Genomic DNA, 25,896 nt, shown 5'->3' on the forward strand with positions numbered 1-25,896 from the left:
CGCGTTCAGACCGTCGGCAATGAAAGGCCGAGGTCACGCGCGATCCGCTGCACGATCCCAAGAGCCTTGATGAAATCCAGACTGTCGATGGCGGATGAGAGCCCCTTGATCGTCGAGGGCTCGACCGAATCCGTCAGCAACGGTGCCAGCATAGCGAACTCTTCCGCCGCTGCGAAGTTGCTGTCATGTAACAATGTTGCGAACTGCGGCAGTCGCTCCGCCAACTCCTTGAGGTTTTCCGCCGTCCGGCCGGGGTTGCCGGCGCCTGCCGGGCGTCCAGGACCGTCGGCTGTCGCCGCCAGCCGGGCAGCACTCTCCAGCACCAGGGCCAGTTCGGCGTGCAGCACCGGCAGCTGGGCGGCGGCCGCGGCGGCATCGCCCTGCTGCGCGGCGATCTGCACCGCATCGGCGGCGGCAGACAGGCGCACGGCGCCGACATTGCCGGCGACGCTCTTCAGTTCATGCGCGATGCCCTTGGCCGTCGTCAGGTCGCCGGAGCCCAGCGCCGCCGAAATCCGGTTGGCGACATCGCCGTAGCCTGACGCGAACTGGCCGACGAAGCGGCGGAACAGCCCGGCATCGTCGCCGAGCCGGTTGAGCGCGTCGGCCAGATCGATTCCAGGCAGGTCACTTGGCAGGTCGCTCGGCAGGTCCCCTGCCAAGCGGTCCGACACCGCGACGGACGGCATGGTGATGCCGGGAGAGGCCGCGGCGGTCAGCATGGTCTGGCCGCGTGAGGGGATCGGTCCGGGCGCGCAGGGCGTGCTGGGCCGGATCGCCACCAGCGGCGGCCCGATCCAGCGGGCCAGCGTGGCGAACAGCTGCGGCAGGTCGAGCGGCTTCGGCACATGGGCGTCCATTCCGTTGTCCAGGCAGCGCTGGCGGTCGGCGGGCAAGGCGCTGGCGGTCATCGCGATGATCGGCAGATCCCGCCCGCCCGGCAGCGCACGGATCGCCGCGGTCGCCGCGAACCCGTCCATGTCCGGCATCTGCACGTCCAGCAGCACGGCATCGAAGGGCTGGGCGGCCGCGCGCACGCAGTCCACCGCCTGCCGCCCGGTGGCGGCCACGGTGACGGCCGCCCCCGCCCGTTCCAGGATCTCGCGCGCCACCTGCTGGCTGATGGCATTGTCGTCGGCCAGCAGCAGCCGGCGGCCGTGCAGCGCCCGGCTGGCATCCCAGGCCGCCCCGGAAAGCCCGCCATCCGCACGCCCGCCGCCCTCCGCTTCGGATCGAAGCGTGGGAAAAGCCGGGGCCCGAATGGCGGCGGGGAGGCGGACGCCCTCGCCGGGCTGCTCCGTCCGGGCATAGGCGACGGTGACGGCGTCGAGCAGGGTGGAGGCGGTGACCGGCTTCACCAGGAACCCGGCGGCACCGGTCTCTTCGAAACGGGCGCCCAGCCGGTCGCGGCCATAACCGCTGATGACGATGATCATCGGGGTGCCGGCACGGGCATCGGCGCGGATGCGACGCGCCGCCTCGATCCCGTCCATCCCCGGCATCTTCCAGTCCATCAGCACGACGTCATAGGGGTCGCCGGCCGCCGCCGCCCGCTCCAGCTCGTCGATGGCGGCCTGCCCGTCGGCGCAGGCGGTCACCGCCCAGCCGAAGGCGGCGGCGATCTCGCTCAGCACCTCGCGCGCGGTGGCGTTGTCGTCCACCACCAGAACCGTCAGGTCGCGCGGGACCTGACGCGGCAGCCGTCCGGCCGCGCCGGCCCCGATCCCCGCCCCGTTCCCGGCATGAAGCCCGAACTCCGCACGGAAGCGGAAGACGCTGCCCTTGCCGGGCTCGCTCTCCACCTCCATGGCACCGTTCATCAGCCTGACCAGCCGCGCGCAGATGGCCAGCCCCAACCCGGTGCCGCCGAAGCGCCGGGTGGTGGAGCTGTCGCCTTGGCTGAAGGCCTGGAACAGCCGTTCACGCTGCTCCGCCGCGATGCCGATGCCGGTGTCGCGCACGGCGAAATCCAGCACGGCGCGGTCGTTGGACAGCGAGCGGACCTTGACCGCCACCACCACCTCGCCGGCCTCCGTGAACTTGATGGCGTTACCGGCGAGGTTGATCAGGATCTGCTGCAGGCGCAGCGGGTCGCCGATCAGGTCCAGCGGCACGTCCGGCGACACGGAGAACAGGACGTCGATATCCTTTTCCTGGGCGGCGGAGCCGACGATCACCGCCAGCGTCTGTAGCAGGTCGTCCAGGCGGAAATCGACCCGCTCCAGTTCCAGCTTGCCGGCCTCCACCTTCGAGAAGTCGAGGATGTCGTTCAGGATGCCCAGAAGCGACTGTGCCGACACCCGCACCTTGTGCACGTAGTCCGCCTGGCGGTCGGTCAGCTCCGTCTGCTGAATCAGGTGGATCAGCCCGAGGATCGCGTTCATCGGCGTCCGGATCTCGTGGCTCATGTTGGCCAGGAACTCGCTCTTGGCGCGGCTCGCCGCCTCCGCCGCCAGCCGGGCGCGCTGCATCGCCGCCTCCGCCCGCTTGCGCTCGGCGATCTCGTGAAAGACCACCACCGCCCCCTCCACCTTGCCGTCGGCCAGCATGGGCGAGGCGGTGTATTCCACCAGGAAGGGCTTTCCGGCCTTGGTCCAGTAGGTGTCCTCCAGCCCGCGCCGGCTTTCCCCGCTCAGCAGCACCGCGGTCACCGGGCACTCCAGCGCCGGGAAGGAAGAGCCGTCGGCGCGGCGGGAATGGATCAGCGCATGCAGGTTGCCGCCCAGAAGTTCCTCGTTGTCATAGCCGGTCAGCACCGAGGTGGCGGGATTGGCGAAGGTGATCCGCCCCTCGCGGTCGACGCCGCAGATGCTGTCGGATGCGGAGTGCAGGATCAGGTTCAGGCGGCGGTTGGCGCTGGCGAAGGCCTCGTTGGCGGTTTCCAGCTCCCGCTTCTTGGCGTCGAGTTCGGCATTGGTGTCGGCCAGCCGGCGGCGGCCGGCCACCTCGCGCTCCAGGCTGCGCAGGGCACCATAGGCCAGCCCGGCGCAGGCCAGCACCGCCAGCCCGACCAGGATGCCGCCACGGACCGCCCGCTCCCGCCAAGCCGCCAGTTCCGTCCGCTCCGACAGGGCGACGAAGACGACCAGCGGCAGGGTGGGCACCCGCTGATAGGACAGGATGCGCCGCTCTCCCGGCACCGGCCCGTCAACCTCGAAGGTCTCGGTGGCGGCATCGACGGCGTGACGCAGCACAATCCTGCCGTCCGGCCCGTCCAGCGGTTCACTGTCGGGGAAGCGCAGCACCGGCTTGCCGTCGGTGCGGTAGACCGCGACCGCCGAACCGGCGCCGAGATCCAGGCTCTCGTACAGCTGGCGGTAATAGTCGAGGTCGATGTTGGCGTGGGCGACCCCCAGGAAGCGGCCGTCCTGCAGCACCGGCCGGGTAACCGTGAAGGATTGGATACCGGTCATCCTGCCGGTGATCCGCTCGCCGACATGGAATTCGGCGCCGTCGCGATGAACCTGGAAATAGGCTCGGTCGGCGACATTGCCGCGCGGCACCGGAAACTGGCGGCTGGACAGCACATTGTCTCCGGTGGGACCATGGACCCACAGGGCCGCGATCTCCGGCAGATTGTCCACCATGTCACGGACGGTGATCCATGCCTCGCGGTTGGTGTCCAGCCCCGGCATGCCGTAGCGGCTTATGAGGTCCTGGGTCCGCCGGATGGCGAGGTCCGCGGTCGCGACCGTCCGGCGCACATGCTCCTGCATGAGCCGCGCCGACGCCTGCGCCTGCTCCTGCGCATGGCGCAACGTCTCCGTCCGGTCGGCCCAGACCACATAGCCCCAGAAACCGATGCCCAGCAATGCGATCAGCGAGAAGGCGGCGGCAAGCAGCAGGCGGGTGCGGGTGGGCGACAGGGCAAGAGTCGCAGCGTCGATCGCGTTTCTGTCCATCATTGCCGAGCCGTCGCCGCACCGCTGCCATCGGCCGGCGCCCACCGCCAACCTTTCCGCCTACATCGGTCGGAGTATGGTCTGGTGCGCTCCGTGACCGCAAGCAACTTGATGTGCGCAACGGTGACGATGGGGACATCCGGCGCTTGCGGGGGACCCCGACGGTACAGCCCCCCTTGCACCGCCTGCCTTTGCGCGCGGCCGGCGGCATCGTGCCCCATATTTGTCATGCCGCCCGTTTCCGTTCCCGCCCCGTTGAAAGTGCCCGATCGATGGCCGACCGCCGCCTCGTCCCAGCCAAGTTCCCCCCGACCACTCTGCTGGGCGCCGGCCTGCTGGCTCTGGCGGTCTGCACGACCCCGGCCGTGACGGCGCTGGCGCAGGGGGCGATGACGGGGCCGGTGCGGACGGACCCTATGCAGACGGTCGGCGCCGAGGTGCATGTGCGGATGGAAACGCTGCCCAAGCCCTATGCCACGCCCGCCGTCGCCAACGAGGCCGTGCTGGTCCCGCGGCCCGGCGACCAGCCGCTGCGGGCGCCGCGGGGCTTTACCGTCACCCTGTTCCGCGACGGGGTGGAGAATGCCCGCAACCTGCTGGTCCTGCCAAACGGCGACGTGCTGGTGGCCCAGCAGCGACCCGGCACCCTGACCCTGCTGCGCGACGGCGACAGCGATGGCCACGCGGAGATGGCCCAGGTCTGGGCGGAGGGCTTCGATCATCCCTTCGGCCTCGCCTTCCATGACGGTGCGGTGCTGGTCGGCGACCTGAACGGGGTGTGGCGGCTGCCCTGGACGGCCGGGACCGCACAGGCGGGGGAGCGGCGGCGGCTGACCCCGGAGGGCGCCTTCGGCAAGCGCGGCGGCCACAACACCCGCTCCGTCGCGGTGGCGCCGGACGGCCGGCATTTCTACGTCGGCATCGGGTCGGAAGGGAACATCGGGGTGGAGCCGGAACCGCGCGCCACCATCCAGGAATTCCGCATCGACGGCAGCGGCCAGCGCATGTTCGCCGGAGGGCTGCGCAACCCCGTCGGCCTCGCCTTCAAGCCGGGCACCGGAGACCTCTATGCCGTGGTGAACGAGCGCGACGGGCTGGGCGACCAGCTGGTCCCCGATTTCCTGACGGCGGTGACCCCCGGCGGCTTCTATGGCTGGCCGTATTCCTACATCGGCGCCAACCCGCAGCCGGACCTGGCGGGACGGCGGCCCGATCTGGTCAAGGCGGCGCTGGTGCCCGGGCTGCTGTTCCAGGCCCATTCCGCGCCGATCGGGCTGGTCTTCGGCGATGCCACCCATTTCCCGGAACGCTACCGCATGGGCGCCTTCGTGGCTCTGCGCGGCTCGTGGAACCGGTCCCGCCCCACCGGATACGCCATCGCCTTCGTGCCCTTCGACACCGCCCCCTTCGACAAGAACCGCCCGACCGGCACCTACGAGACCTTCGTCACCGGCTTCCGCATCGACAGCCGGTCGGACGGCGACGAGACCCCGCGGGTCTGGGGCCGGCCGAGCGGACTGGCGATTTCCGCCGACGGCGCCCTGCTGATCGCCGAGGACGCTTCCGGCACGGTCTGGCGGGTGGCCTATGCCGCGGCGGACCGGGAGCCGGAGCCGGCCGCGAAGCCCTGACCGCACCGCCGCCCGATCTGCGATCCGGTCAACAGCACTCGTCCTCCAATCGGCGCAGCATCGTCAGCCCCTCCTCGTCGTCGTGCTCCTCGAACAGGTCGGCGATGTAATAGATGTTGGAGCAGAGCAGGCACAGCCCGTCGGCCTGCCGCTTCAGCGGATCCTCGGCAACTGCCAGCTTGGCGCGGAACCGCTCCCAGAAGGCGTTGGTCTTGGCCGGATCGTCGATGTGCATGTACAGCCGGTCGATGATGCGGCGGCTGTTGCCCTCGCAATCGATTCCCTTGAACGAGACGTAACGGTCGGGCGCGTCGATGCTGTCCACGGGATGCGGCCTCCTCATGCCGGTTGCCGGGGGTGGGGAACATGGCATCGATGCTTTCCCGCCCGCGACCCTGCCTGCAAGCCATGCTGCACCAGCGGCATCCGGCCTGCGCGAACGGTGGAATCGTTGCGTGAACGGAGACGCCTAAAGCGCCAACCGCTTTTTCAGCGCATCGGCCCGGTTGCGGCTGACCGGCACGCGGGGGGCGCCGGGGGCGGCCATGACAAAGGCGGCGCGGCCGTCCTGCCGCTCCACCGCGCGGGCATGGCGCAGGTTGACGATGTAGCCGCGATGGGTGCGCACGAAGGACCGCGGGTCGAGCCGCGCCTCCAGTTCCGACAGGGGCAGGCCGCAGAAGAAGGCGCCGTCGCCGGTGTGGACGGTGGTGTAATGGCCGTCGGCCTGCAGATAGACGGCATCCGCCGGGTCGAGCAGGACGATGCCCTGCCCCTTCTCCACCGGCAGCTTGACCAGCGGTTCGCTCAAGGAGCCGGATGGCGGCGGCGCGAGAGCCTGGGCGTCGGAGGCCACGGGCCGAACGGCCTCCATCAGCATCAGGGCGGTGACGGCACTTCCCTCCGCCACCGTGGCGGCGGGCGCCAGCGCGGTCGCCTTCACCACCAGCACCCGGCCGGGCAGCGCCACCATCATCGAACAGGCGGAGGCCGAAGCGGCCGGATCGCCGGCTGCGGCCAGGAGCAGTTCCACCTTGGCCCGGTGCGAGGGCGGGTGCAGGTCGTGCAGATAGGCGCCGACCAGCCCGGCCGCGCGTTCCCCCAGCAGCCGCACCGCCGCCGGGTTGAGGGTCAGCACGCGCCGTGCGCTGTCCAGCAGCACCAGCCCGACGTCCATGTTCTGCAGCGCGTAGTCCATGGACGCCCACTATAGCGGTGATTCAGTCCTGGCTCTCGCCTTTCCGCCGGCTGCCCTGCACCAATGCGGCGACGACACCGTGGAAGGTGCGCACCTCCTGCTCGGTCATCTCCATCCGCTCGAAGGCGTTGCGCAGGGTGCGGACCATCGACGGGCGCTTTTCCTCGCTGGTGAAGAAGCCGGTGCGGTCCAGCGCCGCTTCCAGCCGCTCGAAGAAGTTCACCCGTTCCGCCATCGTCGCCGGGCGGGTCTGGCCGGTGTGCAGGAAGCGGTCGGGCGTGCGGTCGCCGGCCTGGAACCACTCGTAGCCGATCAGCAGGACCGCCTGCGCCAGGTTGAGCGAGGAGAAGGCCGGGTTCAGCGGCACCGTCACCAGCGTCTGGGCGAAGGTCAAATCGTCGTTGACCAGCCCGGTGCGCTCCGGCCCGAACATTACGCCGACCTTCTGGCCGGCGGCATAGCGTTCCCGCATCTCGCCGGCCGCGACGCGCGGGGTGACGAAGCGCTGGATCATGTCGCGGGTGCGCACCGTGGTGGCGTAGACCGCCTCCAGGTCGGCGACCGCTTCGGCCGTCGTCTCGAAGATTTTGGCGTTGTCGATGACGAGGTCGGCGCCGGAGGCTGCGGCACTCGCCTTCTGGTTCGGCCAGCCGTCGCGCGGCTTGACGAGGCGCAGATCGGTCAGCCCGCAATTCAGCATCGCGCGCGCGCAGGCGCCGATGTTCTCGCCGAGCTGCGGCTGCACCAGGATGACGGCGGGGCCGCCAAGGATGGACTCACGCGTGGGGTTCTGGCCGGAGGTCATGGACGTACATGCTGTTGAGACGACACTTGCCCCCACCCCAACCCTCCCCCGCTGGGCGGGGGAGGGGGACAGGAGCTTTGCAGGAGATCTGCGACAGTCCCTCCCCCGCCCAGCGGGGGAGGTTAGGTGGGGGTCTAACGCCGCCTATTCCTGCTGCTCCGCCTTCTCCGCCTCGACCTTCACCGGGCCGCCGTCGATGGCGGTCAGGCGCTTCTTCAGGTCGGAGACATCGGCGAACAGGCGCTTCAGGCGGGCGAGGCCCTTGTATTGTTCGAAGGCGCGGGCGCGGGGCACGGCGGGATAGCCCATCCACACCGACTTCGGCGGGATGTCCATGCCAACGCCGGAATTGGCGGCCACCACCGCGTCGCTGCCGATCTTCACATGGTCGGCAACGCCCACCTTGCCGGCCAGAACCACGCGGTCGCCGATCACCGTGCTGCCGGCGACGCCGACATGGCCGCACAGCATGCAGTTGGTGCCGACCTGGACGTTGTGGCCGATCTGGACGAGGTTGTCGATCTTGGTGCCGTTGCCGATGCGGGTGGCCGTCACGGTGCCGCGGTCGATGGTGGCGCCGGCGCCGATCTCGACATCGTCACCGAGGATCACCGTGCCGATGGAGTTCACCCGGCGGATCAGCACGTTGGTGCCGACGACGCGGCCGGTGGTCTTGGCCGATTCGACGCTGCCCGGCTCCGGCGTGACGAAGCTGAAGCCGTCGTTACCGACGGCGGCATTGGGATGGATGATGCAGCGCGCGCCCATCTCCACCCGCTCGCCGATGCGGGCGCCGGGGTGCAGCAGGCAGCCGTCGCCGATCACCGCGTCGGCACCGACGGTGACGTGCGGCAGGATGATGGCGCCGGCCCCGATGCGGGCGCGCGGGCCGATGTAGGCGAAGGGGGCGATGGAGGCATCCGGCGCCACGACCGCGTCGGGCGCGACATACGCCTGCGGCGACACCCCCGGTTCGGCATGGACCGGCTTCTCGAAGATGTCGAGCATCCCGGCCATGGCATAGCGCGGACGTTTCACCACGACACGGCCCCTGATGCCGTCCGGCACCTCGACCCCCTCGGCGACCACGGCGGCCACCGCCTTGCTGCCGGGCAGCAGGGCCAGCAGGTCCTTGTCCATGGCAAGCGCCAGATCCTCCGGCCCTTCCGCCTCCGACGGGTGGACGGCGCGGCGGATCAGGATGGAGCCGTCGCCTTCGACCGCAGCGCCCAGCGCTTCGGCGATTTCGGTCAGGGTCATCGGGGGCTTGGTCATGGTCGGAACACCGATGTCAGGGTCTTCAGTGGCCGCCCTGCCGGACGGCGCGGCGGACCCTAACACGGGCGTCCGGCGGATGGCGAGGAGTCAGAACGCGGCGCCGGCCTGCGCGTCCCCCGCCTGCCCACCCTTGGCGCCCGGACGCAGCCAGCCCTTCACCCGCTCCTTCACCCGCCGCAGCATGGGCTGGCGCGCCTGGACCGCATAGTATTTGCGCACCGTCTCCAGGATCTCCCAGGTGCCGGTGAAGCCCATCGGCAGGACCAGCGCGTCGCCGGCCCGGTATTCTCGCGGGGTCCCGCCTTCCGGCGTGATGATGACGCGGCCGGACAGCAGGACGCAGAACTCGTGGTACGGCCAGTCCTTCATCGCCACGGTGCCCGGCGTGCACTGCCACACCCCCGACTTGAAGCGGCCATAGTCGCCGTCGAACAGGTTGCGGTGAATCTCCTGCGGCTGGCCGGCCAGGATGGCGCCGAAGACCGCGGGCTTGCCGCTCTCGTCATCGGCGATGCGGCGGCTTTCGATGGGCACGGGGGTAAAATCGGGCATCGGTTCTCCCGGTCCGAAAGGGTGGAGGTGTCGGCGGCGCTCCAGCGCAACACCGCAAGCCCCCAAAGGTTCCCGGCAGGACCAAAAAATCAGCCGCCCAGATTGACGATCTCCACCCGCCGGTTGGCCGCCGCCTTGGGTTCGCCGGGCAGCAGCAGGTCCCGTGCGCCCATGCCCGATGCCTCCAGCCGGTCGCGGCGGATTTGGTGGTTGGACGCTAGATACCCGACCACCGCCGCCGCCCGTCGCCTGGACAGGGCGAGGTTGGCCGCATCGCCGCCGACGGCGTCGGTATGGCCGACGATGCGGAAGCGGGTGTTGCCCGCCGTCGTCATCACCGCGGCCACCTTGTCCAGGATCGCCCGCGACTCCGGCTTGATGCGGGCGGAGTTGAAGTCGAACTCCACCCGGAAGGCGGCGCGCAACTCCGGCGCCGGCAGGGCGGCCGGCCCCGGCAGCGGCGGCAGCGCCACCGGTCCGGGAGGAGGGGCCACGGTTGCCGGCGGCGGGGCGGCGGGGCGCTGCATCGTCACCGGTGGACAGTTCGGGCCGGTGGTGCCGAGCAACGCCGCCTGAATCTCGCATTCGCTGGGATTCGGCCCCATCGGCATCGCCGGGTTGGGCAACCCCTGAGCGCCTGCCCCAAGCGGCAGAACCAGCCAGACACAAGCACCGAGCATCAGGCCAAGCCGCATGGCCGCATTGTTCGGACCGCGGACGGTCGTGTCACATTGCCCGTGGAACAGTCCTGCGTGCATCTGTACGATCCCGGTCCGTATCTTTCGTATAGGGCGCTTGGGAGGAAACAAGCATGAAATCGCTGAAGGCTCTGCTCGCCGGCATCGCGCTGGCCGCGCTGACGGTTCCCGCCGTTCTGGCCGGTGCTGCGAACGCTGCCGACTACAAGGCGGAGTACAAGCTTTCCACCGTTCTGGGCAAGCCTTTCCCCTGGGGCGTGGGCGGCGACCGCTGGGCCGAACTGGTCAAGGAGAAGACCAACGGCCGCATCAACATCAAGATGTATCCCGGCACGTCGCTGGTGAACGGCGACCAGACCAAGGAATTCACCGCGCTCCGCCAGGGCACCATCGACATGGCGGTCGGCTCCACCATCAACTGGTCGCCGCAGGTGAAGGAGCTGAACCTCTTCTCCCTGCCCTTCCTGATGCCCGACCACAAGGCGCTGGACGCCCTGACCAAGGGCGAGGTGGGCCAGAAGCTGTTCGACCTGCTCGCCACCAAGGACGTGGTGCCGCTGGCCTGGGGCGAGAACGGCTTCCGCGAGATTTCCAACTCCAAGCACCCGATCCGCACGCCGGCCGACCTGAAGGGGCTGAAGATCCGCGTCGTCGGCTCGCCGCTCTACCTCGACACCTTCACGGCGCTGGGCGCCAACCCGACGCAGATGAGCTGGGCCGATGCGCAGCCCGCGCTGTCCACCGGCGCCGTCGACGGCCAGGAAAACCCGCTGACCATCTTCGTCGCCGCCAAGCTGGCGACGCTGGGCCAGAAGAACCTGACGCTGTGGGGCTATGTCGCCGACCCGCTGATCTTCGTGGTCAACAAGGAGGTGTGGGCAAGCTGGTCGAAGGAGGACCAGGAGGCCGTGCGCGCCGCCGCCGTACAGGCCGCGGCCGAAGAGGTGGCGATCTCCCGCAAGGGCATCACCGCCGAGGACGACAGCCTGCTGAAGGACATCGCCGCCCAGGGCGTCGAGGTCGTCCGCCTGACGCCGGAGCAGCAGAAGGCCTTCCAGACCGCCACCCAGCCGGTGTTCGACAAGTGGGCCAAGCAGATCGGTGCCGATCTGGTAAAGTCGGCCCAAACCGCGATCGCCGAGCGGAAGTAGGCATTTTTCACCTGCATGACGGAAAGCGGCGCCCTTCGGGGCGCCGTTTTTCATGGCCGCAAAGCACTTGCTTGTGATGCGTGCCCGTGCGGATTGCGCTACAACTCCCCCAACTTGCCGGATGGTTTGCGGAGCGGGCGGGTATGACGTCGGAAATGCTGCTGGCGCTGTTCTGCATCGGCGCCACCCTGCTGTTCCTGGCGGTCCGGCGCGGGTTGATTCTCCGCACCGACCAGGAAATCCGCCGCGCCGGCGCGACCCTGATCGCGGAGCGCGATGCGCTGGAACGTCAGGCCAACGAGCTTGAGGCCATGCAGGCCGGCATCGGAGCGATGAAGGCCAAACTGGTCGAGCTGTCGACCGACAAGCTGGTCCTCAGCCGCCGCGGCGGCAAGCGAACCGCGGCGTCGCGCCGCTTCATCCACGAGATCGGCCGGCCGGAGCCGGGGCGCAAATGCTTCGCCTTCCGGCTGGTGATGGCGCCGGGCTTCGTCGCACAGCCCGACGCCAAGGCTGTGGTCCATCCCGCCATCTGGCGTTTCGAGAATGTGGCGCAGGTCTGGGCCGCCGATTTCGCCGCCGCCCAGATGCTGACCCGCAGCATTTTCCACGAAGGCGTCGGCGTGACGGTTTCCGGCGAGGATGCCGAGCAGGACGCCGTTGCGGGAGTCGCCGCGCCATGACCATCCTTTGGGTGCTGGGGGCGGTCGCCAGCTTAGGCGCCGGCGTGCTGGGAGAACGGATCCTCGCCATCCGCGCCCGTCGCCAGTCGCAGAAGCTGGCCGCGCTGAAGGAGCGGCTGGACGTCTACGCCAACTACGCAAAGCTCGCCGCACTCCGCCGGGCGGAGACGGAGGAAACACTGGCCGGCCTGCGCCGCGAGGTGGCGGAGGTGGAGGGCGAGATCCTCTCCCTGCAATCGGCCATGACCGACGAGGCCGCGCTTGCGCCGATGGAATTCTACTCCGTCGACCGCGTCACCCGCTCCGGCGGCCCGCTGTGGTACGTCGCGGTGGAGGCGCTGGACGCCACCGCCCCATGGTCGGGCGTGCGCCATTACGCCGTCGCCGCCGACACCGCGGAGGACGCGCGCAAGCGGATCGCCGAACGCTATCCCTCGCCCACAGCCTTCGCCATCTCCCCCGCCGCGCCGTTGGTGCTGCCGGAGCATTGAGGGCAGTCGTGGTGGAGAGTGGTCGGCCGACGATGCCCCCACCTAACCTCCCCCGCTCTCAGCGGACCTACGGTCCGCCTGCCGCGTCAGCACAAAGCATAGCTTTGTGCGAGAGCTGGGCGGGGGAGGGACTGCCGCCACCCTCCCGCATCAGCACCAATCCCCTCCCCCGCCCAGCGGGGGAGGGTTAGGGTGGGGGTCCAGCGCCGCAAGAAAAAAGGGGCGCCCCAACCGGAGCGCCCCCTCTTCCATCAACCGCCGATCAACCGTTGTTCATGCGGTTGTCGATCAGGTCGGTCACGACACCCGGATCGGCGAGCGTCGAGGTGTCGCCCAGGCTGTCATGCTCGTTCGCGGCGATCTTGCGCAGGATGCGGCGCATGATCTTGCCGGAGCGGGTCTTCGGCAGGCCGGGGGCCCACTGGATCAGGTCGGGCGAGGCGATCGGGCCGATCTCCTTGCGGACCCAGGCGACCAGCTCCTTGCGCAGCTCTTCCGTCGGGGTCTCGCCAGCGTTCAGCGTGACATAGGCGTAGATGCCCTGGCCCTTCAGGTCGTGCGGATAGCCGACGACCGCGGCCTCGGCGACCTTCGGGTGGGCGACCAGCGCGCTTTCGACCTCGGCGGTGCCCATGCGGTGGCCGGACACGTTGATGACGTCGTCGACGCGGCCGGTGATCCAGTAATAGCCGTCGGCGTCGCGGCGGCATCCGTCACCGGTGAAGTACTTGCCCGGGAAGGTCGAGAAGTAGGTCTGGACGAAGCGCTCGTGATCGCCGAACACCGTGCGCATCATGCCGGGCCATGCGTCGGCGATGCAGAGGTTGCCCTCGGTCTCGCCTTCCAGGATCTGGCCTTCGTTGTCGACGACGACCGGCTGGACACCGAAGAACGGCTTGGTCGCCGAACCCGGCTTCTGGCCGATGGCGCCGATCAGCGGGGTGATCAGGATACCGCCGGTCTCCGTCTGCCACCAGGTGTCAACGATCGGGCAGCGGGCATCGCCGACCACGTTGTAGTACCACAGCCAGGCTTCCGGATTGATCGGCTCGCCGACCGAACCCAGGACGCGCAAGGACGCGCGCGACGTCTTCTTGACCGGGCCCTCGCCCTCGCGCATCAGCGAGCGGATGGCGGTGGGAGCGGTGTAGAAGATGTTGACCTTGTGCTTGTCGATGACCTGCCAGAAGCGCGAGGAGTCCGGATAGGTGGGCACGCCTTCGAACATCAGCGTGGTCGCGCCGTTGGCGAGCGGGCCGTAGACGATGTAGCTGTGGCCGGTAACCCAGCCCACGTCGGCCGTGCACCAGTAGACCTCGCCGTCCTTGTAGTCGAAGACATACTGGTGGGTCATCGACGCATAGACGAGATAGCCGCCGGTGGTGTGCAGCACGCCCTTCGGCTTGCCGGTCGAACCGGAGGTGTAGAGGATGAACAGCGGATCCTCGGCGCTCATCTCCTCCGGCGGGCAGTCGGCGGAAACGCTCTCCATCTCTTCATGATACCAGAGGTCGCGGCCCTCGGTCCAAGCGACGTTGCCGCCGGTGTGCTTGACGACCAGCACATGCTTGACCGTCGGCGCGCCGGCAACCGCCTTGTCGGCGTTGGCCTTCAGCGGCACCTTGCGGCCGCCGCGCAGGCCCTCGTCGGAGGTGATGACGAAATGGCTGTCGCAGTCGACGATGCGGTCCTTCAGGCTGTCGGGCGAGAAGCCGCCGAAGACGATGGAGTGCACGGCGCCGATGCGGGTGCAGGCCAGCATCGCATAGGCCGCCTCAGGGATCATCGGCAGGTAGATGGTGACGCGGTCGCCCTTCTTGACGCCGTTCTTCTTCAGGACGTTGGCGAGACGGCTGACCTTCTCGTGCAGCTCCTTGTAGGTGATGGCCTTGGAAACGCCGGGGTCGTCGCCTTCGAACAGGATCGCGGTCTGGTCGCCGCGGGTCGCCAGATGGCGGTCGATGCAGTTGGCCGAAACGTTCAGGGTGCCGTCGTAGAACCAGCGGATGTGAACGTCGTCGTTGAAGTTGACGTCCTTCACCTTGCTGTAGGGCTTGATCCAGTCGAGCCGCTTGCCCTGCTCGCCCCAGAAAGCCTCGGGGTCCTTGACCGACTGCTCGTACATGCGGGCATAGGCGTCCGCATTCACGTGGGCGGTCGCCGCGATCTCGGGCTTCACCGGAAAGAAGCTGTTGTCGGTCATGAGTGCGATTCCCCCGTGGTGCTTCCGAATTGGCCGGAAGATGTTGCAGGGCGGCGGGCCGCCGCCCGGAATTGAGCGGCATTATCCACACATGTTGCGGGACTAACAAGCAAATCGGCCCCTGCAGGCCCCCCGACCAAAGGAGGATTGTGTCGCTGATTTTGCAGCGCGAGACTGTTTCTTCCCCAAGCATACCCAGGCATTTCAGGGCACGAAGGATCCGGCGCCGCACGTCTCCGGACTCCCCCGGTCCCTTTGCCGCGACCATCCGCCGCGCCGCGGTGCAAAACGCGTCATGACTGCCTTGTAACGGGCGATCCCTTGCTTAACCCGACCTTAACCGGGTGGCAGCTATAGAGTTGCTGCATCACGGTAACGATCATCGCCGGCAAGGATCGCAATGCCCAGCACCACGAACGCGGACGATCTTCCCGAAACCGGCGACCGCAGCGACCGCCTCGCCGGTCTGGCCGACCGCACCAGCCTGATGGCCATCGACGCCACGTTGCGCACGCTGGGCGCTCCCCTCAACGCGAATTCCGCCGCCGGCATGGCGGACATCGCCCGGCGCATGAAGCAGGCGACAAGCGACTTCCGCGCGGTGATGCAGGACGCGGCGGAGTAGGGGTACTTTCGATTGATTGGGGAGTGTGTGGGCGTTTGCCCCCTCCCCGGCCCTCCCCCGCTCTCGGCCGGCCATAGGCCGGTCCGATCGCGGGAGAGGGTGCCTTCTGCGAAGCGGCGGCAGCACACTTGTCAAGCCGGAACGCCAACCCCCGCCAGATCGCAGACCCGCGCCCATTCCTCGTCGCTGACCGGGCAGACCGACAGGCGCGACTGTCGGACCAGCGCCATCGACTGCAGCAGCGGGTCGGCCTTGATCTGCTTCAGCGTGACGGGCGTCTTCACCGGCATCACCGGGGCGACGTCGACCATGCCGAAGCGGCCGGACTCGTCGCTGGGGTCCGGGTAATAGGTGCGGACGATCTCGACGATGCCGACGATCTCCAGCCCTTCGTTGGAGTGATAGAAAAAGGCGCGGTCGCCCACCTCCATCGCCTTCAGATTGTTGGACGCCTGGTAATTGCGCACCCCGTCCCAATGGGTCCGGCCGTCGGCAACCATACGGTCCCACGAGTATTTGAACGGCTCGGATTTCACCAACCAATAGGCCATCGCCGGCACTCTCCCGCTCAGGCCTTGGGGTAGACGCGGCGCCAGGGCCGGATCGTGACGCTGTCGAACAGGCCGGCCTTGGCATAGGGATCGCCGGCGGCAAACGCTTCAGCGGCGGCGGCATCGGCGCACTCGACGATCAGCAGGCTGCCGACCATGCCGCTCTGGTCGTCCGACAGCAGCGGGCCGGCGGCGAAGATGCGGCCGGCGTTGGCTTCCAGATAGGCCAGATGCTCGGCGCGGTTGGCGGCGCGGATGTCGGCGGCACCCGCCTTGTCGACGCAATGGAACATGAACAGCATGCGGTCCCCTCCTCCATACGATGGAGCGGGAGCCTAGCGCAGGGGACTGCGGCGGGAAAGCGCCGCCTGCAGCTTCACGCCACCACGCGCGGACGCCGCGGCGGCGCCTTGCCGCGGCCCTTGCCGCCTTTGCAGGGGGAATAGCCGCCGGGCGCGATGCGGCCCAGGCTGATGCCGGTGCCCTCGATCTCGCCGAAGCCGCGCAGCCCCATTTCCTGCGTCGCGGCCAGCGCGATGCGGCCGCAGGCCTCGGCATCGCTGCCGGCATGGTGGTGGTCGAGGGCGATGCCCAGGAAATCTGCCAGATGGTTCAGCCTGTGCGCGGTCAGCGTCGGCCAGGCACGGCGCGCCAGCACGACCGTGCAGAGATAGTCGCAGGCGGGCCAGTCGAGCCCGTAGTCGGTCAGGGTGTGGCGCAGAACGCTGAGGTCGAAGGCGGCGTTGTGCGCCAGGATCAGCCGACCCTGCACCCGCTCGCGCAAGGCCGCCCACACCTCCGGGAATTCGGGCGCTCCGGCCACGTCCTCTTCCCGGATGCCGTGGATGGCGCTGTTGAAGGAGTTGAAGCGCAGCTCGCGCGGGCGGATCAGATGCTCTTCCGTCCCGGTCACGCGGCCGTTCTCGATCCAGGCGACGCCGATGGAGCAGGCGCTGGTGCGGGTCTCGTTGGCGGTTTCGAAATCGATGGCGACGGCGTGGCCGGTGATGACGGTCATTGATATCCGATTTGCAGGCAGGTCAGAGGCGGAGAATGCCGGCGAGATCCTCGGGCAGCGCCTCTTCCGCCGCCAGTACCCGCAGCTTCAGCAGGCTGGCGACCGCCATGGCGTCGGTGATGGCGCCGGCCAGCACCATGTCGATCACCTCGGCGAAGGGCACGCGGCGGACCGCCAGCACCTCGGTCTCGTCGGGAGCGGACTCGCCCTGCTCCAGACCCCAGGCGACGAAGGTATATGCCACCTCGTCGGTGATGCAGTTGGACAGGTGCAGTTTCATCAGCGGCATCCAGCGCCGCGCCGTCAGGCCGGTTTCCTCGCGCAGCTCGCGCGCGGCGGATTCCTGCGGTTCGACCCCCTTGCGCCCGCCGCCTTCCGGAATTTCCCAGCTGTATTGCTTCAGCGGAAAGCGGTACTGGCCGACCAGGGTCACCGTGCCGTCGTCGTGGATCGGCACCACGCCGGTGGCGAGGCTGCGGGGATGGACGACGCCGTAGATGCCGGGAGCGCCCTTCGGAGTCAGAACCTTATGTTCGACCACCTCCATCCAGGCATTCTCGTACTTTGTCGTGCTGGTCAGCACGGTCCAGGGATTGCCGGTGGACTCACCGGTTTCGATCGGCACGCGAGGCCCCCTCCGTCGGTTGCGACCGGAGTATAAGGAGACGGCCCCGCACTCGCAATGGCCGCACCGCAGCAGGTCACAGACAAAAATGATAAAATTTTCTAACAATTAAATGAAACGAAGTCCAAATCGTTAAATAATGGTTTCTTGACAGACAAATCGACCGCTCTTACTTCTAAATTGCGGCAGGAAAAGTCGCAGCCATACTCCGAAAGGGTGAGGCAACGGCCCGGCCATTGACCTGGAAAGGGAAGCTACGTGGCTCCTCAGTTCGGTCCACAGGATTTGGAGCGGTGGCGAAATCCCGACTGGCGTAGCCGTTTGGCCGCTTGGTGGGAAGGATATGACCTCTCCCGCCTGCCCCGCGTTACGAACCGGTCTGCCCTGCGTAACTCGATGGACCAGCGTAGAAACGGGGCGGTCAATGCGGTCGGCACCGCGCCCGGCCTTTCCGCTCCCTTCCCCGTTGCGGCCGATCCGCTTGCCCCCGCTTCGGCGGCTGGCGGCAATCCGGAACTGGATCGGCTGGCGTTGATGCAACTCGACCGCCACGGCGAACCCGTCTGGTCGCCGGCACGCAGCGAGGGGGCACAGCTTCTGTGGGGCCAGGACATGACCGGGCCGGAGGAAGCGGCGTGGATGATCGACTCCGTCCGCTCCTTCGGGCTGAATCCGGCCAAGAGCGTGCTGGACCTGTCGGCCGGCCTCGGCGGCACCGCCCGCGCCCTGGTCGAGAGCTGCGACACCTGGGTGACCGGGCTGGAGCCGTCGCCGCTGCTGGCGAAGCTGGCGATGGACCGGTCGAAGGCACTGGGACTGTCGAAGAAGGCGCCGATCGCCCATTACGACCCGGAGCATTTCAATCAGGCCGGCAGCTTCGACCTCGTCATGGCAGACCGCATCGTCCACCGGGTTCGCGACAAGGACCTGTTCCTGGACCGTCTCGGCGACTGCGTGAAGCCCAAGGGCGGCATTGCCCTGTTCGATTACGTGATCGACGGCGCCCCCGGCTCCTGGGATGCCTGGAGCGCATGGCGGGACGAGGAGCCGATGGAGGTCTATCCCTGGACCGCCACCCGCATGGCGGACGAGTTGACGCAACGCAACCTCGACCTGCGCATTTCCGAGGATCTGACCCAGCTGCACCGCCGCCACATCATCGACCGTGTGCGCAAGCTGGCAGACACTCTGGCCGCCGCCGTACCGACCGCTCCGGTACTGGCGGCGCTGAAGCGCGAGCTTGCCCTGTGGTGGGCGCGGTTGCGGGTGCTGGGCAGCGGCCTGCGCTTCGTCCGTTATGTGGCGATGAAGCCTGCATAAGGCGGCGGAGCAGACCCCTCTAATGTTCATATGAGTAAAGAAGGCATCTTCTGAGACAGCATAGGATGTTCGGTGGATACCGTCCGAAAGTCGGACCGGCGCATTGGGTCCGGGCGATGCTCCAAGACCATACCCATGCTCCCGCTTTCTTCGTGCCAAGCGTTTGATCTGTACAGACCACGCCCTACATCTTGCCTGCATGACGCGCGGGCGCCGTTGCGGCCGTCCCAGTCTTTTGGACGATCTCTGGCTTCCTTTTGACCGTCATCAGCCGGACCGTAACCGAAGCGCCCTCCCAAGCGCCGCCCAAGGCGCACGCCCGACCCAAAGCCAAGGAGGCTTCCCGTGACCACCTTCACCGGTCAGGATTCGCTGAAGACCCGCCGCTCGCTCAGCGCGGGCGGCAAGAGCTACGACTATTTCAGCCTGAAGGCCGCCGAGGAGGCGGGTCTCGGCGATCTGTCGCGGCTGCCGTTCTCGATGAAGGTGCTGCTGGAAAACCTGCTGCGCTTCGAGGACGGGCGCACCGTCTCCGTCGACGACGTGAAGGCGGTGGCCCAATGGCTGGTCGACAAGCGATCCGACCGTGAAATCGCCTATCGGCCCGCGCGCGTGCTGATGCAGGACTTCACCGGCGTGCCGGCGGTCTGCGATCTGGCGGCGATGCGCGAAGCGATGGCATCGCTGGGCGGCGATCCGGCGAAGATCAACCCGCTGGTGCCGGTCGACCTCGTCATCGACCACTCGGTGATGGTCGATTACTTCGGCGGCAACGACGCCTTCGAGAAGAATGTCGAGCTTGAGTTCGAACGCAACCTGGAGCGCTACGCCTTCCTGCGCTGGGGCCAGAAGGCATTCGACAATTTCCGCGTCGTGCCGCCGGGCACGGGCATCTGCCATCAGGTGAACACCGAATATCTGGCGCAGGTGGTGTGGACCGACAGCGACCCGTCGGGCAAGCCGGTGGCCTATCCCGACACGCTGGTCGGCACCGACAGCCACACCACCATGGTCAACGGCCTGTCCGTGCTGGGCTGGGGCGTCGGCGGCATCGAGGCCGAGGCCGCGATGCTGGGTCAGCCGATCTCCATGCTGATCCCGGAGGTCGTCGGCTTCAAGCTGACCGGCCGGCTGAAGGAGGGCTTGACCGCCACCGATCTGGTGCTGACCGTCACCCAGATGCTGCGCAAGAAGGGAGTGGTCGGCAAGTTCGTGGAGTTCTTCGGGCCGGGCCTGGACAGCATGACGCTGCCCGACCGCGCCACCATCGGCAACATGGCGCCGGAATATGGCGCCACCTGCGGCATCTTCCCCATCGATGCAGAGACCATCCGCTATCTGACCTTCACCGGCCGCGATCCCGACCGCGTCGCGCTGGTCGAGGCCTATGCCAAGGCCCAGGGCATGTGGCGCGAGCCGGGCAGTCCCGATCCGGTCTTCACCGACGTGCTCGAACTGGACATGGGCACGGTGGAGCCGTCGCTGGCTGGCCCGAAGCGCCCGCAGGACCGCGTCGCCCTGTCGGGCATCGCCCAGGGCTTCGCCAAGGACATGACCGACGCGTACAAGGCCGACGACCCCAACAAGGCGGTTCCGGTGAAGGGCGCCGATTACAGCCTGGAGCAGGGTGCGGTCGTCATCGCCGCCATCACCTCCTGCACCAACACCTCCAACCCGGCGGTGCTGGTCGCCGCCGGCCTGCTGGCCAAGAAGGCGGTGGAAAAGGGGCTGAAGCAGAAGCCGTGGGTGAAGACCTCGCTGGCGCCCGGGTCCCAGGTGGTCACCGACTACCTCGCCAAGGCCGGGTTGCAGCCCTATCTGGACCGCATCGGCTTCAACATCGTCGGCTATGGCTGCACCACCTGCATCGGCAATTCCGGCCCGCTGCCGGAGCCGATCGCCGCGGCGGTCGAGGAGGGCAACCTCGTGGTCGGCGCCGTGCTGTCGGGCAACCGCAACTTCGAAGGCCGCGTCAACCCGCACACCCGCGCCAATTATCTGGCCTCGCCGCCGCTGTGCGTCGCCTATGCGCTGGCCGGCAACCTGAACATCGACCTGACCAAGGACCCCATCGGCATCGGCACCGACGGTCCGGTCTACCTGAGGGACATCTGGCCGAGCAACCGCGAGGTTCAGGACGCCATCGACGCCTCGCTGACCGCCGACATGTTCCGCAGCCGCTATTCCGACGTGTTCAAGGGGCCGGAGCAGTGGCAGGCCATCGCCACCGCGGAGGGCCAGACCTACCAGTGGCAGGAGGGCTCCACCTACGTGAAGCTGCCGCCCTTCTTCAGCGGCCTGACCAAGACGCCGGACCCGGTGTCGGACGTTCGCGGCGCGCGGGCGCTGGCGGTGCTGGGCGATTCGATCACCACCGACCACATCTCCCCCGCCGGCTCGATCAAGCGGACCAGCCCGGCCGGCGAATATCTGCTGAGCTATCAGGTCCGTCCGCAGGATTTCAACAGCTACGGCGCCCGCCGCGGCAACCATGAAGTCATGATGCGCGGCACCTTCGCCAACATCCGCATCCGCAACGAGCTGATCCCCGGCGTCGAAGGCGGCGAGACCAAGCACTATCCGTCGGGCGAACAGCTGCCGATCTACACCGCCGCCATGCGCTACGCCGACGAAGGCGTGCCGCTGGTCGTGGTCGCCGGCAAGGAATACGGAACGGGGTCGAGCCGCGACTGGGCGGCGAAGGGCACCAAGCTGCTGGGCATCCGCGCGGTGATCGCCGAGAGCTTCGAGCGCATCCACCGCTCAAACCTCGTCGGCATGGGCATCCTGCCGCTGCAGTTCAAGGACGGCCTAACCCGCGCCGAGTTGAAGCTGGACGGGTCGGAGACCTTCGACATCGCCGGCATCGAGCAGGACCTGCGCCCGCGCAAGGACGTCACCCTGACCCTGACCCGCGCCGACGGCAAGGTCGAGACTTACCCGCTCCTGCTGCGCATCGATACGGTGGACGAGGTGGAGTATTACAGGAACGGCGGCGTTCTGAACTTCGTGCTGCGGAATCTGGCGAAGTGATCGCGCCCGCGCGGCATTCGTCACTTCATTCGTGAGCGAATGCCGCGCGGAGCGAAGTCTTGCTTGGACGGCACCCTTTCCTTTCATCCTTGACGGGTGCCGCCCTGCCGAATTAGAAAAATGTGGAAAGCGATCGGGAATTCCCGGTCGCTTCGCATTTCGGCCGAACGGCCATCACCAACCCGGCCTTTGGATGCGGTTCCGGCCTGCATCTGGGCGGTTGAACATGGGTTGCTCAGCGACATGCCCAACCTTCAGGACGTGATGGACAACCCGCAACTGCTGGCGGAATCCATCGAACGGATGATGAAGTATCGCGAGACCCGCGGCGAAGTGTGCCTGAACCACGGCATCCGCACGACGGAGGAACTCGACGCTCTGGTCCGCAATGCTCCCAAGGACGATGATGTGGACGTGAACGCCTACCGGCGGCTGCTGGGGCTTCCCCTCGAATGAAGAATGGCGACCCGGCGTTACCGGAGTTTTCCTTCTCCACCGACGTGTGGGCCAGGATCTTCTCCGACTATGTGACCTTCCTGTGGAAGGCCTGCGGCGTTTTCGGGCTTTCGCAAAAGCACATCGAGTACAGCGACCGCGAACTGGCACTGGCGGTGAAGGAAGCGGAAATCGACATCCGGGCGATGCTTGCCCGCCGCTCCAAATCTCGCGGGGTCAGCCGCGGAAAGATCGCCGGGGTCCTGGCGTTCCGGCTGAGCCGTTTCAAGATCGTCCACTTCAAGGAAGAGGCCTGGGACAACAGCCACTTCCATCTCATCCAGGAATTGGCCGCGACTCTGCTGGTCCGCAAGCTGTTCGTACAGCGCCACGTCCCGGAAGCAAACATCCTCGAACTCAGCTACCAGCTGTCGCGCCGGCATGCCAACCAGGAAACCGCGGGGCTGTTCTTCGACGCCTTTGCGGCGGAGGCCGGCTGACCTCCGCCTGTCCTGGCCTCACGCCGCCCCGGCGCTCGCCATCATGCGGCGCAGGTCGTTGGGGAAGACCGGCTTGTGCAGCAGGCGGAAGCCGCGGCGCTCGGCCTCTTCCTGGCGTTCGGAGCTGGTGTCGCCGGTCAGGATGATGCCGGGAACGGTCCTGCCCAGCATGGTCTGCACCGCGACAACCGCCTCCGGGCCGGTGCGGCCCTGCTGGAGCTGGTAGTCGGCCAGCACGATCTGCGGGCAGCGTCCGTCGGCGCGCAGCCGCTCCAGCGCCTGATCGCCCGACTTGGCGGTCAGCACGTCATAGCCCCAGCCCTCCAGGATCGCCTTCAGCCCGAGCAGGATGATCGCCTCGTCGTCGATCACCAGCACCATGCCCTTGGCATCCGCTTCCTTGCTGGGCGAGACCGCAGTCTTGACCGCAACGTCGCCGCCCGTCGTCCCCCTGCCCTTGCCGCCGCCGAACGCGCTGGCGATGGCGCTGATCGCCTGTCCGCGGTCGTTGGCGGCGGCGTTGGCCGCATCGTTGGCGGCGGAGCGGCGGGCCAGCGTCGCCGCGGCGGCGGCCGTACCGCTGGCGGGACGGGCGTTGCCCAGGATCACCCGCGGCAGTTCCACCGCGAAGACCGAGCCCTTGCCCTCCCACGACCGCACCGTCACCGGATGGCCGAGCAGCCGCGACAGCCGCTTGACGATGGCCAACCCCAGGCCCAGACCGCGCTCGCTGCGCTCGCCCAGCTGGGTGAACTCCTCGAAGATGTCCTCCAGCCGGTCGGCGGGAATGCCGGCGCCGGTGTCCCACACCTCCACCCGCATGCCCGACGGCGTGCGGCGGCAGCCCAGCAGCACCTTGCCGCTGTTGGTGTAGCGCAGGGCGTTTTCCACCAGATTGCGCAGGATGCGCTCCAGATGGGCCGGGTCGGTGCGCACCCAGGCGCGGGTGGGCACGGCGCGCAGCTCCAAACCCTTCTGGGCGGCACGCGGGCCATATTCGGCGACCAGACGGCCGAGCAGCTGGTTCAGCCGCACCTCGACCGGAGTGGCGACGATCTTGCCAGACTCCAGCCGCGACATGTCGAGCAGTCCGTCCAGCAGGGTCTTCAGCGTGTCCAGCCCCTGGCGGATGTTGTCCAGGATCGGCAGCGCCGGGTGTCCCTGCAGCCGGTCGCTCAGCGCCGCGGTGAAGAGATAGAGCGACTGGACCGGCTGGCGCAGGTCGTGGCTGGCGGCGGCCAGGAACTTCGATTTGCCTTCGTTGGCCTGATCGGCCTCCTCCCGCAACCGGTGCAGTTCGGCCTCGGCCTTCTTGCGGTCGGTGACCTCGACGGCGGCGCAGGTGACGCCCTCCACCCGGCTGGAGGGATCGCGCAGCGGATCGACGGTCAGGTCGAAGAAGCGCTCCTCGCCCTTGAAGCGGATGCGGACCTCCTCCCGCGCGCCGACGCCGCTCTCCATCACGCGGCGCTTCAGCGCCATCAGGTTGTCGGCCTCCTCGCCAGGGTCGAACAGGTCGGCGTCGGTGCGGCCGTTGAGCATCTCCGGCGGGAAGCCCAGCAATTCGGAATGGGACCAGGTGTAGCGCAGCTCGCGGTCCTGGTTGAACACCGCCACCCCCGAATTGCGCAGGCCGGTGCGCACGCGCTCCTCGGCGACGCGCAGGGCCTCCTCGGTGCGCTTGCGCTCGGTGATGTCGATACCGGAGGCGATCAGGTGGGTGACATGGCCGTCAGCATCGACCATCGGGGTCAGGTTGACGTCCACCGTCAGCTCGCGCCCGTCACCCAGCCGCAGCCCGGAGTCGAAGCGGGAGGAGCGGCCGTGCGCTCCCAGCGCCAGCGCCTGACGCAGCCGTTCCCGCCCGGCGTCGTCGAAGGACAGCCAGCAGATCTCGTCGAAGGGACGGCCGACGATGCGGGCGGCCGGCAACCCGGCGGCATCGGCGGCGGCACGGTTGACCTGGGCCACCGCCCCGTCCGGCGTCAGCACGCCGACATAGGCCGGCAGCGCGTCCAGAACGGCGCGGATGTGGCTTTCCGACTGGCGCAGCGCCGCTTCGCGCGCTTCCAGCCGGTCGGCCATCATGTCGAAGGCATGGCCGAGCTGGCCGATTTCCGACGAGCGGTCGGACAGCTTGACGCGGGTTGCGGTCTTGCCCTCGCTCCAGTCGCGGGCAGCGCAGACCAGCGCGTCGACCGGGCGGCGGATGAACAGGGTACCGCCGATCCAGGCGGCGGCGGCGGCGACCAGGAAGCCGGACAGGGTCATCAGCAGCCCGTCGCGGGTGGCGCGGTCCACCGCCCCCATCGCGGCACCGCGGTCGACGCCGACGCTGATGAACAGGTCGCGGATTCCGGCGGTGGGCGGGGAGAAGGCCAGGATGCGGGACACGCCGTCCAGGCCGGGCAGCATCGTCACACCCATGTCGGTCGCCGACAGCAGCGGCAGGTAATTGTCCGGCAGCCGCTCGCCGACGCGGCCCTGGATGCCCGGCAGCTTGACCAGGATGGTGCCGGACCGGTCGGCGACGGTCAGGGCCGTGTTCTCCGGCATCGGGCGGGCGGCGAAGATGGAGGTCAGCCGCGGCACGTCGAGAGACAGGGCGATCACGCCGGCCCGCTTGCCGTCGGCGTCGGTGTAGGGAACCGCGACCGGAAGCTCGCCGCCGGCGACACCGGAATGGGTGATCGTCCATTCGCCGACCACGAAACGCCCCTGGGCCATCGCCCGGCGGAAATGCGGCTGGGAGGTCAGGGAGGAGCCGATGCGCGACGGGTCTGCACTGCACCTGATGCGCCCGCCGGCATCGGTGATCGACAGGGTGCGGTAGTCGGCGGAGCGGGCGGATAGACGCTCCAGATAGGCTTGGCAACCGGCGACCTCGCCCCCGCTCCCGTCTCCGCGCAGGAAGGGGGCCTCCGTCACCGCGGTGACCATCAGTCGCGCGCTGTCCAGGATGCGGACATGTTCGCTCTCCACCTGACGCAGCAGCCGTTCGGCCTGGAGGGTGACCTCCGCCTCGCGTTCCGCCCGCTGTTCGAGCACGCTGTAGATCTGGATGCCGATCGCCGGCAGAACCGCGAGCAGGACCAGGATGAAGAGGCGTGCCAGAAGGGTCATGGCGTAGACGAGGCTCCCACCGCGAAGCCGACCGGATGGCGCACCAGGCGCACCACCGTGCCGCTTGCCTATCG

At 68.2% G+C, this 25,896-nt stretch carries 22 protein-coding genes; 9 read left to right on the forward strand and 13 right to left on the reverse strand.

Annotation, left to right across the window (positions count from 1 at the left end; translation table 11 throughout):
- Positions 1-5: 5 nt before the first annotated feature.
- Positions 6-3,905 carry a response regulator gene (locus tag FZ983_RS04355; protein ID WP_149222327.1) on the reverse strand — a complete coding sequence of 1,300 codons (3,900 nt, stop codon included), beginning with the start codon at positions 3,903-3,905 and terminating at the stop codon, positions 6-8.
- A gap of 269 nt (positions 3,906-4,174) precedes the next feature.
- On the opposite strand from FZ983_RS04355, the gene FZ983_RS04360 reads away from it, so the two are divergent.
- Positions 4,175-5,533 (forward strand): PQQ-dependent sugar dehydrogenase, encoded by a 1,359-nt coding sequence (locus tag FZ983_RS04360; RefSeq protein WP_149222328.1) that lies wholly within the window; start codon positions 4,175-4,177, stop codon positions 5,531-5,533.
- A gap of 28 nt (positions 5,534-5,561) precedes the next feature.
- Here FZ983_RS04360 and cowN read toward each other — a convergent pair whose 3' ends face one another.
- From cowN to FZ983_RS04395, 6 genes are all read right to left on the reverse strand, one after another.
- Positions 5,562-5,858, reverse strand: coding sequence for a N(2)-fixation sustaining protein CowN (gene cowN, locus FZ983_RS04365; protein WP_149222329.1), 297 nt, complete (start codon positions 5,856-5,858; stop codon positions 5,562-5,564).
- Between the two features lie 144 nt (positions 5,859-6,002).
- Entirely contained in the window at positions 6,003-6,731 is a 729-nt protein-coding gene (locus tag FZ983_RS04370) for a LytTR family transcriptional regulator DNA-binding domain-containing protein (protein WP_149222330.1), read from the reverse strand.
- 22 nt (positions 6,732-6,753) lie between these two features.
- Complete coding sequence (locus tag FZ983_RS04375; protein WP_149222331.1) at positions 6,754-7,536, reverse strand: RNA methyltransferase; 783 nt, start codon at positions 7,534-7,536, stop codon at positions 6,754-6,756.
- A 144-nt stretch (positions 7,537-7,680) separates the two neighbouring features.
- The gene (gene lpxD, locus FZ983_RS04385) at positions 7,681-8,811 is read right to left on the reverse strand and encodes a UDP-3-O-(3-hydroxymyristoyl)glucosamine N-acyltransferase (RefSeq protein ID WP_149222332.1); all 1,131 of its coding nucleotides are present in this window, start codon (positions 8,809-8,811) and stop codon (positions 7,681-7,683) included.
- A gap of 90 nt (positions 8,812-8,901) precedes the next feature.
- Positions 8,902-9,366, reverse strand: a complete 465-nt coding sequence (locus tag FZ983_RS04390; protein ID WP_149222333.1) for a cupin domain-containing protein — start codon at positions 9,364-9,366, stop codon at positions 8,902-8,904.
- Positions 9,367-9,455: 89 nt separating this feature from the next.
- Entirely contained in the window at positions 9,456-10,124 is a 669-nt protein-coding gene (locus FZ983_RS04395; protein ID WP_149222334.1) for an OmpA family protein, read from the reverse strand.
- A gap of 53 nt (positions 10,125-10,177) precedes the next feature.
- Between FZ983_RS04395 and FZ983_RS04400 the strand changes: the two genes are divergently transcribed.
- The 3 genes from FZ983_RS04400 (at position 10,178) to FZ983_RS04410 (ending at position 12,389) form a co-directional block, all read left to right on the forward strand.
- Positions 10,178-11,215 carry a DctP family TRAP transporter solute-binding subunit gene (locus FZ983_RS04400; protein WP_149222335.1) on the forward strand — a complete coding sequence of 346 codons (1,038 nt, stop codon included), beginning with the start codon at positions 10,178-10,180 and terminating at the stop codon, positions 11,213-11,215.
- 143 nt (positions 11,216-11,358) lie between these two features.
- The gene (locus FZ983_RS04405; protein ID WP_149222336.1) at positions 11,359-11,898 is read left to right on the forward strand and encodes a hypothetical protein; all 540 of its coding nucleotides are present in this window, start codon (positions 11,359-11,361) and stop codon (positions 11,896-11,898) included.
- Positions 11,895-12,389, forward strand: a complete 495-nt coding sequence (locus FZ983_RS04410) for a hypothetical protein (RefSeq protein WP_149222337.1) — start codon at positions 11,895-11,897, stop codon at positions 12,387-12,389. The genes FZ983_RS04405 and FZ983_RS04410 overlap by 4 nt, the downstream gene beginning before the upstream one ends.
- 262 nt (positions 12,390-12,651) lie before the next feature.
- Here the strand turns inward: FZ983_RS04410 and acs are convergent, their stop codons facing one another.
- Complete coding sequence (gene acs, locus FZ983_RS04415; protein WP_149222338.1) at positions 12,652-14,592, reverse strand: acetate--CoA ligase; 1,941 nt, start codon at positions 14,590-14,592, stop codon at positions 12,652-12,654.
- Positions 14,593-14,992: 400 nt separating this feature from the next.
- On the opposite strand from acs, the gene FZ983_RS04420 reads away from it, so the two are divergent.
- A complete protein-coding gene (locus tag FZ983_RS04420; RefSeq protein ID WP_149222339.1) occupies positions 14,993-15,217 on the forward strand; it encodes a hypothetical protein in 225 nt (74 codons plus the stop codon).
- 131 nt (positions 15,218-15,348) lie between these two features.
- On the opposite strand, the gene FZ983_RS04425 is transcribed toward FZ983_RS04420, so the two are convergent.
- From FZ983_RS04425 to FZ983_RS04440, 4 genes are all read right to left on the reverse strand, one after another.
- Complete coding sequence (locus FZ983_RS04425; protein WP_149197959.1) at positions 15,349-15,768, reverse strand: EVE domain-containing protein; 420 nt, start codon at positions 15,766-15,768, stop codon at positions 15,349-15,351.
- Positions 15,769-15,785: 17 nt separating this feature from the next.
- A complete protein-coding gene (locus FZ983_RS04430) occupies positions 15,786-16,070 on the reverse strand; it encodes a YciI family protein (protein ID WP_149222340.1) in 285 nt (94 codons plus the stop codon).
- A gap of 74 nt (positions 16,071-16,144) precedes the next feature.
- Positions 16,145-16,786, reverse strand: a complete 642-nt coding sequence (locus tag FZ983_RS04435; RefSeq protein ID WP_149222341.1) for a 3'-5' exonuclease — start codon at positions 16,784-16,786, stop codon at positions 16,145-16,147.
- 22 nt (positions 16,787-16,808) lie between these two features.
- Positions 16,809-17,411 carry an NUDIX hydrolase gene (locus tag FZ983_RS04440; RefSeq protein ID WP_149222342.1) on the reverse strand — a complete coding sequence of 201 codons (603 nt, stop codon included), beginning with the start codon at positions 17,409-17,411 and terminating at the stop codon, positions 16,809-16,811.
- A gap of 396 nt (positions 17,412-17,807) precedes the next feature.
- On the opposite strand from FZ983_RS04440, the gene FZ983_RS04445 reads away from it, so the two are divergent.
- From FZ983_RS04445 to FZ983_RS04460, 4 genes are all read left to right on the forward strand, one after another.
- The gene (locus FZ983_RS04445) at positions 17,808-18,731 is read left to right on the forward strand and encodes a class I SAM-dependent methyltransferase (RefSeq protein WP_149222343.1); all 924 of its coding nucleotides are present in this window, start codon (positions 17,808-17,810) and stop codon (positions 18,729-18,731) included.
- Between the two features lie 345 nt (positions 18,732-19,076).
- On the forward strand, positions 19,077-21,764 hold the full coding sequence (gene acnA / locus FZ983_RS04450) for an aconitate hydratase AcnA (protein WP_149222344.1): 2,688 nt from the start codon (positions 19,077-19,079) through the stop codon (positions 21,762-21,764).
- A 243-nt stretch (positions 21,765-22,007) separates the two neighbouring features.
- A complete protein-coding gene (locus FZ983_RS04455) occupies positions 22,008-22,220 on the forward strand; it encodes a hypothetical protein (RefSeq protein WP_149222345.1) in 213 nt (70 codons plus the stop codon).
- Positions 22,217-22,699, forward strand: a complete 483-nt coding sequence (locus FZ983_RS04460) for a hypothetical protein (protein WP_149222346.1) — start codon at positions 22,217-22,219, stop codon at positions 22,697-22,699. Before FZ983_RS04455 ends, FZ983_RS04460 begins: the two co-directional genes overlap by 4 nt.
- Positions 22,700-22,717: 18 nt before the next feature.
- On the opposite strand, the gene FZ983_RS04465 is transcribed toward FZ983_RS04460, so the two are convergent.
- A complete protein-coding gene (locus tag FZ983_RS04465) occupies positions 22,718-25,822 on the reverse strand; it encodes a PAS domain-containing protein (protein WP_149222347.1) in 3,105 nt (1,034 codons plus the stop codon).
- Positions 25,823-25,896 lie beyond the last annotated feature (74 nt).

This window comes from Azospirillum sp. B21 (assembly GCF_008364825.1).
Lineage (GTDB): Bacteria > Pseudomonadota > Alphaproteobacteria > Azospirillales > Azospirillaceae > Azospirillum.

Excerpts from the sequence above, each read along its gene's own strand:
- FZ983_RS04430 (WP_149222340.1), bottom strand. The coding sequence starts at position 16,070 with ATGCTGTTCATGTTCCATTGCGTCGACAAGGCGGGTGCCGCCGACATC.
- FZ983_RS04405 (WP_149222336.1), top strand. The coding sequence starts at position 11,359 with ATGACGTCGGAAATGCTGCTGGCGCTGTTCTGCATCGGCGCCACCCTG.
- FZ983_RS04375 (WP_149222331.1), bottom strand. The coding sequence starts at position 7,536 with ATGACCTCCGGCCAGAACCCCACGCGTGAGTCCATCCTTGGCGGCCCC.
- FZ983_RS04455 (WP_149222345.1), top strand. The coding sequence starts at position 22,008 with ATGCCCAACCTTCAGGACGTGATGGACAACCCGCAACTGCTGGCGGAA.
- FZ983_RS04355 (WP_149222327.1), bottom strand. The coding sequence starts at position 3,905 with ATGATGGACAGAAACGCGATCGACGCTGCGACTCTTGCCCTGTCGCCC.
- acs (WP_149222338.1), bottom strand. The coding sequence starts at position 14,592 with ATGACCGACAACAGCTTCTTTCCGGTGAAGCCCGAGATCGCGGCGACC.
- FZ983_RS04425 (WP_149197959.1), bottom strand. The coding sequence starts at position 15,768 with ATGGCCTATTGGTTGGTGAAATCCGAGCCGTTCAAATACTCGTGGGAC.
- FZ983_RS04465 (WP_149222347.1), bottom strand. The coding sequence starts at position 25,822 with ATGACCCTTCTGGCACGCCTCTTCATCCTGGTCCTGCTCGCGGTTCTG.
- FZ983_RS04420 (WP_149222339.1), top strand. The coding sequence starts at position 14,993 with ATGCCCAGCACCACGAACGCGGACGATCTTCCCGAAACCGGCGACCGC.
- lpxD (WP_149222332.1), bottom strand. The coding sequence starts at position 8,811 with ATGACCAAGCCCCCGATGACCCTGACCGAAATCGCCGAAGCGCTGGGC.
- FZ983_RS04410 (WP_149222337.1), top strand. The coding sequence starts at position 11,895 with ATGACCATCCTTTGGGTGCTGGGGGCGGTCGCCAGCTTAGGCGCCGGC.
- FZ983_RS04445 (WP_149222343.1), top strand. The coding sequence starts at position 17,808 with ATGGACCAGCGTAGAAACGGGGCGGTCAATGCGGTCGGCACCGCGCCC.
- FZ983_RS04395 (WP_149222334.1), bottom strand. The coding sequence starts at position 10,124 with ATGCACGCAGGACTGTTCCACGGGCAATGTGACACGACCGTCCGCGGT.
- FZ983_RS04360 (WP_149222328.1), top strand. The coding sequence starts at position 4,175 with ATGGCCGACCGCCGCCTCGTCCCAGCCAAGTTCCCCCCGACCACTCTG.
- FZ983_RS04390 (WP_149222333.1), bottom strand. The coding sequence starts at position 9,366 with ATGCCCGATTTTACCCCCGTGCCCATCGAAAGCCGCCGCATCGCCGAT.
- FZ983_RS04370 (WP_149222330.1), bottom strand. The coding sequence starts at position 6,731 with ATGGACTACGCGCTGCAGAACATGGACGTCGGGCTGGTGCTGCTGGAC.
- FZ983_RS04460 (WP_149222346.1), top strand. The coding sequence starts at position 22,217 with ATGAAGAATGGCGACCCGGCGTTACCGGAGTTTTCCTTCTCCACCGAC.
- FZ983_RS04435 (WP_149222341.1), bottom strand. The coding sequence starts at position 16,786 with ATGACCGTCATCACCGGCCACGCCGTCGCCATCGATTTCGAAACCGCC.
- FZ983_RS04400 (WP_149222335.1), top strand. The coding sequence starts at position 10,178 with ATGAAATCGCTGAAGGCTCTGCTCGCCGGCATCGCGCTGGCCGCGCTG.